General features: G+C 51.5%; 10 protein-coding genes. 2 read left to right on the top strand and 8 right to left on the bottom strand.

Features of this window, described 5'->3' with window-relative positions; all coding sequences use genetic code 11:
• The first annotated feature begins 1 nt into the window (after window position 1).
• Window positions 2-640 carry an ABC-2 transporter permease gene (locus NST69_RS12960; protein WP_036729023.1) on the top strand — a complete coding sequence of 213 codons (639 nt, stop codon included), beginning with the start codon at window positions 2-4 and terminating at the stop codon, window positions 638-640.
• Here NST69_RS12960 and NST69_RS12965 read toward each other — a convergent pair.
• Window positions 566-2,023 carry a deoxyribodipyrimidine photo-lyase gene (locus tag NST69_RS12965; RefSeq protein WP_342549504.1) on the bottom strand — a complete coding sequence of 486 codons (1,458 nt, stop codon included), beginning with the start codon at window positions 2,021-2,023 and terminating at the stop codon, window positions 566-568. The genes NST69_RS12960 and NST69_RS12965 overlap by 75 nt on opposite strands.
• 34 nt (window positions 2,024-2,057) lie before the next feature.
• Window positions 2,058-2,588 carry a MepB family protein gene (locus NST69_RS12970; protein WP_342549505.1) on the bottom strand — a complete coding sequence of 177 codons (531 nt, stop codon included), beginning with the start codon at window positions 2,586-2,588 and terminating at the stop codon, window positions 2,058-2,060.
• Window positions 2,589-2,742: 154 nt separating this feature from the next.
• Between NST69_RS12970 and NST69_RS12975 the strand changes: the two genes are divergently transcribed.
• Window positions 2,743-4,668 (top strand): serine hydrolase domain-containing protein, encoded by a 1,926-nt coding sequence (locus tag NST69_RS12975; protein WP_342549506.1) that lies wholly within the window; start codon window positions 2,743-2,745, stop codon window positions 4,666-4,668.
• Between the two features lie 545 nt (window positions 4,669-5,213).
• Here NST69_RS12975 and NST69_RS12980 read toward each other — a convergent pair.
• The 6 genes from NST69_RS12980 to NST69_RS13005 form a co-directional block, all read right to left on the bottom strand.
• Window positions 5,214-7,502 (bottom strand): DEAD/DEAH box helicase, encoded by a 2,289-nt coding sequence (locus tag NST69_RS12980; RefSeq protein ID WP_342549507.1) that lies wholly within the window; start codon window positions 7,500-7,502, stop codon window positions 5,214-5,216.
• A 159-nt stretch (window positions 7,503-7,661) separates the two neighbouring features.
• Entirely contained in the window at window positions 7,662-7,913 is a 252-nt protein-coding gene (locus NST69_RS12985) for an SDR family oxidoreductase (protein WP_339256292.1), read from the bottom strand.
• Between the two features lie 83 nt (window positions 7,914-7,996).
• Window positions 7,997-8,920 carry a carbohydrate ABC transporter permease gene (locus NST69_RS12990; RefSeq protein WP_036729010.1) on the bottom strand — a complete coding sequence of 308 codons (924 nt, stop codon included), beginning with the start codon at window positions 8,918-8,920 and terminating at the stop codon, window positions 7,997-7,999.
• A gap of 17 nt (window positions 8,921-8,937) precedes the next feature.
• Complete coding sequence (locus NST69_RS12995; RefSeq protein WP_342549508.1) at window positions 8,938-9,900, bottom strand: ABC transporter permease subunit; 963 nt, start codon at window positions 9,898-9,900, stop codon at window positions 8,938-8,940.
• Between the two features lie 123 nt (window positions 9,901-10,023).
• Window positions 10,024-11,703, bottom strand: coding sequence for an ABC transporter substrate-binding protein (locus NST69_RS13000; protein WP_342549509.1), 1,680 nt, complete (start codon window positions 11,701-11,703; stop codon window positions 10,024-10,026).
• Between the two features lie 119 nt (window positions 11,704-11,822).
• Window positions 11,823-13,565, bottom strand: a complete 1,743-nt coding sequence (locus tag NST69_RS13005; RefSeq protein ID WP_342549510.1) for a sensor histidine kinase — start codon at window positions 13,563-13,565, stop codon at window positions 11,823-11,825.
• Window positions 13,566-13,577: the final 12 nt, after the last annotated feature.

The raw sequence follows: 13,577 nt of genomic DNA on the forward strand, positions 1-13,577 counted from the left end.
TATGCGCGGGCTGCTGTTAAATAATTATTACTCACTGCAAAATAACATCAAATCCTCCCTCGGCATTGCGCTGCTGCTGGCCCTGGTCTCATTTGTCGGGGTGGAACACTCGGTATTGAATGCCGTCATCGCCGCGCAGATTATGCTCTTTGTTGTGAGTATCGGGGCCTCCCTGCAGGCGGACGAGGCATCGAAATGGAACCGGTTTGAAATCACACTGCCGGTCAGAAGGAGAACGGTCATCCATGCCAAGTACCTGAGCTTCCTGATGCTGATTCTGATGGGAACGGCTGCAAGCCTGGTTACTATGGCGTTACTCTATGTAAGAGGGGTGGACACCTCGGACTGGAGCATGTCCAGAGGGTACACCTTCGGTTTAGCCTTATCGCTCTCCATTCTGGCGATCTATTATCCGGTCATTCTTAAATTCGGCATTGCCAAAAGCGAGCAGATGCTCATGGTATCGGTAGGGCTATCCATGGGCCTCCGGTTTCTGGTATGGATGCTGCTGAACCTGTATATGGACGATGTGAACTTTAATGGACCAGAGACCGGGTACGGCGCTTTATTGTTGGCGGTTCTTTTGTTCATTGCGTCTTATGTGGCGGCCGTGCGGATTCACCGGAATAAAGAATTCTGATCCTGCTGTAAGCCGGTGGCTTCCTCGGCTCTGCCGGCTCCGCATGATCTCTTTGTAGACTTCGATGGCGTATGCCCGGGACCGCTTCAGATCCACAATGGCATCTTCGGCGGGCAGGTGAACGTCCTTATCAGACCAGTCCGCGCGTTCCGGCAGCCAGGTACGAATATAGCTGCCGCCCGGATCATGGGTCTGGGATTGGGTGACCGGATTCATCACCCGGAAATAGGGAGAGGCATCGAAGCCGAGCGAAGAGCTCCACAGCCAGCCGCCACGGTTCTGGGCGTTGTCGTAATCGCTTAGCTTCAGCCGGAAATAACGCTCGCCATAGATGAAGGGACAGCCCAGATTCTTCGTCAGGAACATGGCCGTTATCATCCGCAGCCGGTTAGGCATCCAGCCGGTTGCGTTCAACTGGCGCATAGCTGCATCGATGACCGGAATGCCGCTCCTGCCCTGAGCCCAGGCCTCGAAGTGCTGTGTCCCCAGCACAGAGAGATCATATACATTCTCATAATTGAAGAAATCCCGGTCCAGCCGTGCTTGACCCAGATAGAAATCCCTCCAGGCTAACTGTCTCAGCCAATCTTCGCCGATACCCTCTTCTTCAGTAAGTCTGCTATATAGTTTCCGTGCCGAGATCGCTCCCGTATTCAAATGCCTGCTGATCCGGCTGGTGCGTTCATGTGCGTAATGATCCCGGTTGATCTTGTAATCCTGCAGGTCCGCGTGAAGGAAACTCTCGAGCACATGATCCGGGTTCATCTGCTCTGCAGCGGGAGCCAGCACTGTAAGCTCCCGGGCAATCGCTTCGGGAAGCTGGAAGGCGTCTGCGAGCTGCGGGTGAAGAGCAACGGTTCGCAGACTACTTAGCCCGGCAGCGTACGGTGGCTGGAACCGCTGCGCGAGAAAAGTACGCCAGCGGCGGTAGAAGGGAGTAAACACCTTGAACGGCTCACTCCGGCCGCACCAGTCCATGAATGCTTCCAGATCACAGAGCATGCTGTCATGCCGGGCATGGAACCGGAGGTTCAGCGCATAGGCGGTATCCTGCAGCAGCCGGTCTCTGGTGAGCGCATAAGGGGTATAATCCGCATGGATGCTGACTTCCTGGATAGGATGTACTCCGGCCAGACGCTGTAAGACCGCCTCCGGCTCTCCATATAGGAGATGTAGCAGCTTACCTTGTGTCGCATATTCCTGCTGAAGACGGGCAACATGCTGAAGGAAATTCTGTCCGCTATGCTCCAGATAACGCTTATTCCGGAGCAGGAACGGCTCCAGTATTAATACATGCAGCGAGTCTTCCTGCGCCGAAGCTATGGCATCGAAGGCCGGCAGATCAGAAGTCCGCAGGTCCTTGCGGTGTATGAATAGAATCATAGATGTAGTTCCTTTCCGATGCAGGTGTGATCTGTTAAATTCTAAACGGTATGGCTGGCAGATACAACTGGGTTAACCCCTGCATCTGGTGAAGGTTCATGGGATCGACTATTCCAAAATAAGGGAGCTGCCACTTCTGTGTTGCTAAAGCCTGTTTATTGGTTACAGTATCCCAGGCTGGATATACCCGTATCGCCATTTTTCCCGGTGTATGATTGGTTGCCAGCACGCCATGCATTTTCAGCAGGTCCTTCGGAAAGACAAACTGTCCAAGCTCCCCGCTGACAGGATGGAAGGTATTGATGACCAGCAAATCAGGGGCATCGGCATAGGAGAAGGCCTGGTTTTTACGCCCGGCATTTTTTTCCCACATCGCGACAAATTGACCGGTCTTCGTGGGGGTGATTTTGGCAACCCGAAACCGGACAGAAAGATCACCCAGTTGAAATAGACCGGCTCCATATTCGGCGTTCTGTGTTTCTTCACGTATGGAAGCGACAGTTAAGCGGGCCGGTGCGTACAATGCTTCATTTATATAAGCTAACGTGGTATGAAATTTATTCATAGTCTGGCCCTTCTTCCATGAAGATGATCATGCTGCTTCTACTACAGATACTATCAGGGAAATCGGCCAGAAGGAAATTTTCCGGTAATTGGCGAGGTTTTTTGTTAGAATAGGAGAGCTGCAGGATTTTACTCGACTAAAGGAGAGGTCTTATTTGTTGAAAAGAACGTTCACAATCATACTCTCGGCACTATTGCTGCTATCGGGCGGTATTACAGCATTTGCCGCAGAGCAAGGCAGCACTGGAGCAGGTGGAGCTACCCCATCCGGCATACCGTTGACCGGGCTGGAAGCTTTTGTAGATGATTATGTAAAAGAGTACATAGGAAAGCAGACCGTAGGTGCGTCCGTTGTCATGGTGAAGGATGGACAGGTCGTGCTGTCCAAGGGGTACGGCTACGCCGACGTAGAACAACAGATCCCCGTCTCTCCGGATACGGTCATGGAATGGGGCTCTATCAGCAAGCTCGCCGTATGGACATCCGTAATGCAACTGGCTGAGCAGGGCAAGCTGGATCTGAATGAAGATATCCGTAAGCTTTTGCCGGAGCATTTCCTGACCAAGCTGGAGTATGACGAGCCGATCACCATGCTGCATCTGATGAACCACAATGCCGGATTTGAAGAGTATATGTTCGATATGGCTTACCAGTCGCCTGAGGAAGTGCGGTCACTGGAAGAAGGTCTTAAGCTGGCTCAGCCGGCACAGATCTACAGACCGGGAGAGGTAGTCGCTTATTCGAACTACGGCAACTCACTGGCTGCCTATATTGTGGAGAGAATCAGCGGGCAGCCTTATCATGAATACGTCCAGCAGCATATTTTTGAGCCGCTGGGCATGAAGCATTCCATTGCTTATTCCGTGGTGGAAGACCGCCCGGAACTGCTGAAGCTCAAGGCCAAAGGGTATTTCTTCGCCGGACAAGGCTCCTTCAAACAAGGCTCATGGAATTATATGTCCATGTACCCGAACGGCGGAAATAACGGGACTGCGGAGGACCTGGCCAAGTTCGCCATGGCCTTCATGCCCGCAGCCGGAGAGCAATCCCCGCTGTTTCAGAAGTCAGGTACGCTGGATACGATGCTGACCCGGAGTCATTCTGCTGCAGAAGGCATGCCGGGCATCGCCCACGGGTTCTGGGAGTATCCCGGGGCACACCGGACGCTGGGACATGGCGGGAACACAATTGCTTTTGCTACCAACCTTATGCTTGTGCCTGAAGACCGGTTTGCTGTCGTGATTATGACGAACCAGGCGGGCGAATCCCACATTGTACATGGTCTGACCAAAGCGGTAGTGGGGCAGAGAGCGCAGACGGAGGCAGCGGTTCTGCCGGACGTGTCAGAGGTGGAAGGCCGGTTCGTCGCGGCGCGCCGTCCCGGCCATGGCTTCATGAAGCTGTTCCCATATCTGACGATGATGAAGCTTGAGCCTCAGGGAGCAGATCAGCTTAAGGTGTCACTTGCCGGGATGAGCGGAAGCTATAAGCAGGTTGAGCCTTACCTCTATGAGAAGACGGGCGGGGATTCAGGACTGGATGCCTGGCCGATGCTGTATGCCACAATGAAGGACGGGAAGGTAGAGGCTGTCTCGGTGTACACCTCCGATTATCTGCCGCTGTCTCCGGGCCGGTCCATGCCGTTACTAATTCTAAGTGCAGCACTTGCGGGACTGGCGATAATCTATTTCGTAATTGCTCCGTTTGTGTGGCTGGTACAGATGCTTCTGGGCAAAAGGAGAGCACAGCGTAACCGTCCTGCACCCCGATCCGCCAACCGGAAGCTGACGGCCGGACTGACCTTAACCGGTACCGGTCTGGTGGTGAACAATCTGGTGCTGGCCTTACGGATGCTTAGCAACAATGAACGTGCCTATGCGGAGGTGTATCCGCAGATTATAGTGAATATTGGGCTAACCGGACTGGCTGCACTGCTTATCGCTGCGCTGTTTCTAACCAGGAAGAGGCACCTGACTCCGTCGCCTGCTTCAACGGCCCGTTATCCTTGGTCTGTCATCGTGCCCATGGTGATGATGGCAATTCTGCTGGCCCAGCTTGTATTCTGGGAGTTCTACAGTTAAGTAGCATTCAAGTAGGTGATTGTATTTCCTGCAATAGAAAATGGATTACTGACCGTAAAATGAGATTCTATTGTATTGTATACAGTAGAATCTTGTATTCTGGGTGAAAACAGGCCTTTGTTCAACATTCAATTGTACGGAATACATTAGATTCTATTTCGAAGCCTTTTTTACAGCAATCCATATATTTAACTCTGACGCTCTACTAGCAGGAAATAGATGGATTTTATCCATTTACTGAAGGAGGCTGGAGCCCTGCGACGACAACAATTGGAAAAAGGGCACTTAATTCGTCTCCAAGAACGTCTAATAGCGAAAATGGATAGTAGCAGCTGCTGTTTATCCACTTATTTTCCTGAATTCAACAAACAAGTGAAAATTAAGATACGTTTTTCCACTTGTTTTAAATCCCACCCACAGGTGCGGCGATTATCTGCTCGTAGGGTATCGACAGAATACCTTTCATTCTCTGTACTAACTTCAAACGGCTAGGCCATCCTCCTAAGGACGGCCTAGCCGTTTCCACTTCTGCAATAAGAGCCATATTAGTATTTCGGTTGCTTAATGAAGGGGGATAGTACCTTCTGTGCAAAGGGACGAAGCCAAAAAGCTACAACGGTCGTTCCCGTCCATGAGCTGCGCTTATTCTGGAGATATTGATCGTTGATGATGTAGGTCCGGGTCGAAGCAGGGCTTCTCAGTCCCAGCCGTTCCCATTCAGCCGGATCATTGGACCCTCCAAGCCTGACCAGCATCGCCTCTTCCGCACGGTTGATCTTGCCCGGGATCTGATCGAACGCTCCGGTAATCTGTGTATGAAATTCATCGATCGGGCTGCGGCTGGCGATGCTCTCCAGGTGAATGCCTTCGCGGAGATAGGAGACGAAGGCCAGATGGTCAGCCCAGCATTCATCGATATAGAATAGCCGTACCCGCTGCTCCGCAGGGCTCATCGGCTGCTCGCCCAGCAGAATGCTGAGCCGCTCTGCGTAGAGAATCCGCCGCTGGTCCTCGATCATATCCGAATAACGGTTCAGCTCGTTATGGATATCGAAGTTCTGACTCATTACAATTTGCTGAATACTTGCGATTTTACGGCCAAGCGAAGGATCTTCAATAGCTTCCTGCTGTCTGAGCGCATGGGCTGGGGTAGGGGAGCTGAAGCGGCGCATCAGATCGTCTTCCAGACTGACATAGAAGACAGAAGCCCCCGGGTCGCCCTGGCGGCCGGAACGCCCGCGAAGCTGGTTGTCAATCCGTACGCTTTCGTTCACATGGGTGCCAATGACATATAAGCCGCCGAGCCGGGCGACAGCGTCTGCCTGTACCGGATCACCGCCGCCAAGCCGGATATCGACACCGCGTCCCGCCATATTCGTTGAGACCGTTACGGCGCCCAGTTCTCCGGCTCTGGCAATAATATCAGCTTCCTCAGCATCATTCTTCGCATTCAGCACCTGAGCGGGAACCCCGGCAGCCGCAAGCTCCGCAGCCAGCATATCCGATTCCTCAACGCTGGCGGTCCCGATCAGAATGGGACGGCCCTCCCTGTGAATAGAGGAGATGTCCTGCACGAGCGCCTGATATTTGGCTTCCTTGTGCGTGTAGATCCGGTGCGGGTAATCGGTCCGGATGTTCAGCCGGTTCGGCGGAATCTGTACCACCTGCAGAGCATAGATAACCTTGAATTCCATAGCGGAGGCACAGGCTGTAGCCGTCATTCCGCAGATTTCAGGATATAGGCTAATGAAGTGTTGAATAGTGATCGTACCGAGTATTTTCCCGCCTGCGGTCCATTTCAGTCCTTCCTTCGCTGTCAATGCCGCTTGCAGCCCGTCCGGCAAATAACGGTTCTCTGCCACGCGTCCTGTATACTCTTCGATCAGCTCGATAGCACCGCCACGGACGATATAATCAATATCCTTCGTTAATAAGGTCTCCACATGCAGTGCACAATTCAGTGAGGTTAGCAGCTGACTATTCCGGCTATCATAGAGATTACCGCATCCCAGCAACTCTTCTACTTTGGCAGCACCCGCATCGTTCAGGTATACGTTCCGCTGGAATTCGTCATAATCGTAATGCTCTCCAGCCAGCAGCTGCCGGGCCAGATCCGCGTATCGCATGCCGTCGCTATGGCTGACCTCAGATTCTCCGCTGATTACAAGCGGTACCCGCGCTTCATCAAGCAGCAAGGAATCGGCTTCGTCCACGATGACGTAGTGGAAAGGGCGGTGTACCGTAGCGGCTTCCGTGAGCGCAATGGTATCTCGCAAGTAATCGAACCCTGCTTCTTTTGCCGTAACATAGGTGATATCGCTCCTGTAGGCAGCCCGTTTCTCAGTCAGGCTCATGCCCGCTTGAACCGAATCCACCGATAGTCCCAGGAAGCGGTAAATGGGACCCATCCACTGCGCATCCCGCCGGGCCAGATAATCATTGAAGGTCAGCACATGAACGCCTTTGCCGGTCAGCGCATTCAGATAGGCCGGCATTACGGCTGAGAGGGTTTTGCCCTCGCCGGTGTGCTGCTCGATCAGCATTCGTTCATGCAGGGCGATCCCGGCCATGATCTGGACATCATAAGGCTGTAAGCCGAGTGTTCTTGAGGCAGCCTCACAGACTAATGAATAGGCATCGACAAGCAGTTCGTCCAGAGCTATGCCGGATTGGGCAGCTTGCTGGAGCCGGAAGGACTCCTCCTGAAGCTTGGTGTCATCCCATGCCTGCAAATTCCGTGTGCGGATTTGCTCCGTTTTGTCACGATAGGCTTTAAGCATATTCCGGTTATCGTATTCTCTGAAACGTTGCACGAATTTAGCGGCTATATTCATAGACAGTTCACTCCCCGTTCTCCCAACTACTAATATGAACGTCATCGGGCTACTTTACCTGTATATTATAGTCCATTACTGTTTCGGTTTACCAATGTATGGATTATAAGCTCCTGAGACAAGTATTAGCCGGATAGAAAAGGGGAGGGTAAGCGGCCTTTAGGCACTCAGCCCGCCGTCTACCGGCAGGATGACCCCTGTTACGAAGGATGCTTGATCACTAAGCAACCAGGCCGCAGCCTGTGCGACTTCTATGGGTTCAGCCGGACGCCGGAGGGGCGTCTTGGCACTGATTTGCTCGATAATCTCAGGATTGATGGAGACCCATTGTTGAATCATATCTGTCATAGTTGTGCCGGGGGCGATGGCATTGACCCGAATGCCCGCTGGTCCGTATTCGATGGCAAGCAAAAGTAATTAAAAAAACAAGCGGTCTTCAGACAAGGCGGATGGCCTTCCGAAGATCGCTTGTTTATGTGCAGAGCTTTTTACAATTAGCCTTTTACCCCGCCGACAACCATCCCTTTAACGAAATACTTCTGCAGGAACGGATAGACGATGATAATCGGTACACTCGCTACAATGGTCATCGTTGCACGGATAGAGGTCGGTGTAACAGTCGCTTTATTGCCCTGCGCGTTCGCAAAGGCATCGGCTGCCGAGGAGCTGGACATCGCGGTGTTGGATGTTGACAGCATCTTCATCAGCTCGTATTGCAGCGTACTCAGGCTTGGCGTGGAGGAGTTGTACAGGAAGACGTCAAACCATGAATTCCACTGATAGACCGCTACGAACAGGGAGACGGTAGCCAGCGCCGGAACGGTCAGCGGAAGCACAATGCGCGAGAAGGTGATGAAGTCGCCTGCGCCGTCGATTTTGGCCGATTCCATCAGTCCCTCAGGCAGTGCCTCAATGAAGGAGCGGATGACGATCATATTAAATACGCCGATGATGCCCGGAATGATATAGACCCAGAAGCTGTTCAGCATGTTCAGCTCTTTGATCAGCAGGTAGCCTGGAATCAGACCGCCGCTGAAGTACATGGTGAAAATAAACGTGACGGACACAAACTTCTTCAGCTTATATTCCGGACGGCTTACCGTATAGGCCAGCATCGCTGTACAGAATACGGAGACCACAGTGCCGATTACCGTCCGTGCTGCAGAGACAAACGTTGAAAAGAAGATGTTGGATTCACTGAATACATACTCGAAGTTGCGCAGCGTCCATTCACGAGGCCAGATATAAATATCCCCGCGGACAGAGTCATTCGCTTCATTGAACGATAGAGCAAACATATTCAGGAACGGATAGAGGGTAACAATGACCAAGAGAATCATGAAGATCGTATTGCATATATCGAAGATTCGGTCACCCAACGAAGAATTCCGGTATGAATTGGTTTTGGATTTAGCCATTACTTGTGTCCTCCTTTCTAATACAATCTGCTTTCGCCCATACGCTTGGCGATATTATTGGCTGCGATCAAGAAGATGAAGCTGACCAGCGTTTTGAACATACCTGCTGCGGTGGCTAGCCCGAAGTTATTCATCTGCATCCCGTACTTCAGTACGAAGATATCCAGATTCTCCGAGTAGTCGAGGTTCATCCCGTTACCTAACAGGTACTGCGCCTCGAAGCCGGACTCCAGAATATGGCCCAGGTTCATGATTAGAATCAGCACGATAACCGGCTTGATACCCGGCAGGGTAATATAGAACATTCTTTGCAGACGGGATGCCCCGTCAATCTCAGCCGCTTCATATTGAGAAGGGTCGATGGAGGTGATGGCTGCCAGATAGATGATGGTATTCCAGCCGACATTCTTCCAGACCTCCGTAACCCCGAGTATTCCCCAGAAGTACTTGCCTTCGCCCAGCCACAGAATTGGATGATCAATAAGCTGCGCTTTGACCAGCAGCACATTGATGATCCCTTCCGGTGCCAGTGCCATTTGTACAATATTGGCCGCTACGACCCAGGAAATGAAGTAAGGCAGGTAACTGATCGTCTGCACGGTGCGTTTGAAGAATACATTGCGCAGTTCATTCAGCAGCAGGGCCAGAACAATAGCCGTTACAAAACCCAGTACCAGGTTAATAGAGCTCATAACCAGAGTATTACGAAGTACGCGATAGAACTGCTGTTCCTGGAACAGGAACTTGAAATTGTCCCAGCCGACCCACTTCTGGTCGAACAGATCCTTGGCTGGCTTGAATTTCTGGAAAGCAATCGTCCATCCCCATAGCGGGAGGTATTTGAATACAATCACCCATAACAGAAAGGGCAATGACATCAGCATCAGCATTTTCTGTTTAGATAGCTCTTTAAAAAAGGTTTTGAAGCGCGAAGTGCCGGTATTATTCGATTTTGCCAACTGCACAGCGGTTTTTCCCACCTGTACCGTCCCCTTTCCAAGCTCCATATTCTCTATTTGCTAACAAGTGTAAGTGTAGAAGGGAAAAGTGAAGGCGAGCTTCACTTTTCCCGGTTCATCATGCTGCATCTGGGAAGCGGACGCTTACCATTTGCCGTCGATGCGGTCCTTGATCTTGTTAGTCATGAATTCTTCGTAGCCCTTAGCATCGAGCTTGTTGTATTCGGCCAGGTATTCACTCCAGACCTTTTCAAATTGGCCAGGGGCAGCAAGCACCATACGAGGATAGTACTTCTGCTGCAAATCGCCGGCTCTCTGGCTGAAGAGCTGCTCAGGGGAGCCCGGTTCTTTCTCAATACTCCAGGCAGGGTACCATGGACGCTCTACCGGCTCGGCATAGAAGTCGGAGAAGGTCTTCAGGTTGTATGCCTTCAGCAGTGTTTTGTCGCCTTCTGTGTAGTTGATAGCTGCAACTTCCGGCTGGTTGAACGGAACGTGGGCGTTGCCGTCATCATACACGGAGTTGTCGCCATAACGCGGCCATTCATAATCGAAATAAGCGAAGCCAAATTTACGTTTGAAATCATTGTCGTTGCGGTTTGTCAGCTGTTCTTCGCTCATCACCATACGGCCTTCAGCGTTCTTAGTGTAAGTTTCGCCTTCAATGCCCCACTCTACAAGCTTCTGGTTCTCGTCGGTCAGCAGGTTGTCAAAATACTTGATGATGCGGACCGGATCCTTCGCGCTGACAGAGATGCCCAGCCCGCGGTTGTTCACGAAGGACGGAGGATCAACATAAGCGTCTTTAATGCCTTCGTCAAATACGATAGGAAGGGCAACGTAACGCAGGTCGTCATTACCGGCGGATCTCAGGTTGTTTGTGGCATCGTTGATCTGCCAGGAATAGTTGACATATCCGAGTACACGGCCGGAGGTCAGCTTGGCCAGATACTGGTCTTTGTTCGCTGTGAATGTCTCAGGGTCAACCAGACCCTTGCCGTTCATTTCGTTCAATTTGGCCAGCCAGCGCTTCTCATCTTCGGTTCCCTGATACAGCTTGGCTTCATGAGACTCCATGTCCACCAGGACGCCGCCTTCATTCGGATAACCGGCCAGATGCATTGGCTGGTTGGTGATGGTGAAGAATTCACCGGCTGTACCGGCGAAGGTAGCGAAGCCGATGGTGTCTTTACCATCCACCTTAGGGTACTTGGCCTGGTATTTCTCAATCAGGTCAAAGTACTGGTCAAGCGTTTTCACTTCCGGGTAACCGAACTCCTTAAGGACGCGTCTCTGCATCCAGAAGGTGCTGCTAGGGTCCGGGGGTGACAAGTATCCGTTTACATTTGCAGTGAAGGGAAGGATATAGATGTTGCCGTCTTCATTGGTGATCTTGTTCATATAATCGCCGTAGACACGCTTGATATTAGGGCCATACTTCTCAATCAGATCATTGAGCGGAATGTATGCACCGGCATCGAGCAGCTTGGCCAGCTCGCCGACTGGAGAGATGACATCTGGATAGTCGCCTCCGGCAATCATAACCCCGGACTTGGTGCTTCCATCGCCAACTACGTATTCCATTTTCCAGTCTACACCTGTCTGTTCCTGAAGCTTCTTACCGATGGTAGTATCACTGGCCATGGTATCCTTGTTGGCCCCGAAGCCGAAGTAAGTGAACGTTACCGGCTCAGTGCTTACCTCGCCGTCGTTGCCGCTGGCACTGTTCTTGTTCCCGTTGTTACCGCCCGAGCAGCCGGCAATGAGGAGGGCTGAAGCCATAACAGCAGCCAGTCCGGTTTGGAACCATTTCTTTGTACGCATTTCATATCCCCTTTCTTTACTTTGTGCTATTGAACAACCTCATTATAAAAGAAAGCGTTTAACTTTGTTACAGGGCAAACCTTAGATCAGTCTTTGAATAATTAAGGTATACCCTATATTTATTTGTTCTCCAGAGGCAGACGCAGCAAAATGCGGGTTCCCGCTCCGGGCTCGCTCGTGATGGAGAAGGTGAACGATTCCCCGTAGGTGATCCTCAGCCGGGTGATTACATTCTTCATCCCGATTGAATCACCCATGGCAGACTCATCCTCCAGGTAATGCATAAGCTCACTGATTTTCGCCTGGTCCATGCCCACGCCGTTATCTGCAATGACGAAGACAATCTGCCCTTTCTCCTGGGCGATCTGGATGTTGATATACCCGATGCCCGCTATATTCTCAATCCCGTGAATACTGGCGTTCTCCACATACGGAAGGAAGGCCATCTTCGGAATTTCAATGCTCAGCAGCGACTGGTCCACCTCGATGTGATATTCAAGCTTGTTGTCGAAGCGGTATTTCTGAATCTCCAGGAAGCTCTCGATTAATTCAAGCTCCTCGCGGATCGTAACGAAGCTGCTCTTCCACATGATTGATTTGCGGAAAATCTTCGCCATGTTCTGAATCGTCCGGGCCGTCTGGGTCTCGCCCTTCATCATACTGCGCATCCGGATCGTCTCCAGCGCATTGAACAGGAAGTGAGGGTTGATCTGGCTGTGCAGCGCATGCAGCTGAGCCTGCCGCTGCCGCAGCTCAAGCTCCTTCTTCTGTATTTCTGCAACATATACATCATTGATCAGGTTCTCAATACGTTTACTCATCCGGTTGAACTCGACGGTAAGCTCACCGATCTCATCCCGCTCCAGGTGGTAGGGGATCAGTCCGAAATTTTTGTCTTTTACAGACTTCATATGCTTCAGAATGTTCTTAATACGCGTGTGGATAGAACGGGACATGATCATAATTACAATGGTGGGAACCAGGAAGTTAATGCCGGCAAACCACAGGATAAATTGCCCGGATTGTCTGACATCTGACAAAATAAGGGTCTCATCCAGGACGCCGTAAATCGACCAGCCGCTTAGGTAACGGTTATTCTGGTAAGTCTTGTCGATCACAATCGCCTGCTTTGGCTTGGGAATCTCAGTTGGGGTCAGGGTGTGCGCCGCAGTAATCAGCCCGCTGGGCTGACCGCTGGAGAGACGGCCGAAGCGGGCCTGGCCCGACGGGTCGAGAATATAGAAATCACCGCTGAAGCTGGAAAGATCCAGAATCTGCCGGATATAGTTCATGTTCAGGTCAATTTTCAGGACATGCTCATACGTCTCCAGCCTGCGGTCAGTGAGCCGCTGGATCACGCTGATGCTGTCGGGCGTCACATAGAGATGGGGGTGTGTGTTGCTGAATTGGCTGATCTCTTTATACCAGTCCTGCTGACGCATACTGTCCTCCAGCTTAATGATATGGGCTGAGGCCAGAACGGTTGGATTGTCGGTCATAATCACCGAGGAGCTCAGCACCTTGTTCTCTTTGTCAGTCCGGTTGAACAGATTCGATATGGCGTTCAGCGACTCCACATAGCGGTCCGTTGAAGCATAGGTGGTATTCAGATGCTGGATCAGCTGCCGGTCAATGGAGTAGAGGTAGGATATGCCTGCTGCATCTTCAATTACGGTCCTCAGCTCAGCCTGCAGCAGATTCATCGCCTGCTCGGCATCTGCGGTCTTCTGATTCTTGATATTGGCGGTGGTCACCTGATAGAACATTACATTGGTCAGGATGATCGGAATGAACACGCATACAATGTAGATGACAATCAGCTTGCTTCTAAGCTTCATATGATTCAGACGGAAGTTGAACACGGCAGGGAGCCT

This window comes from Paenibacillus sp. FSL P2-0089 (assembly GCF_038595095.1).
GTDB lineage: Bacteria > Bacillota > Bacilli > Paenibacillales > Paenibacillaceae > Paenibacillus_AQ > Paenibacillus_AQ silagei.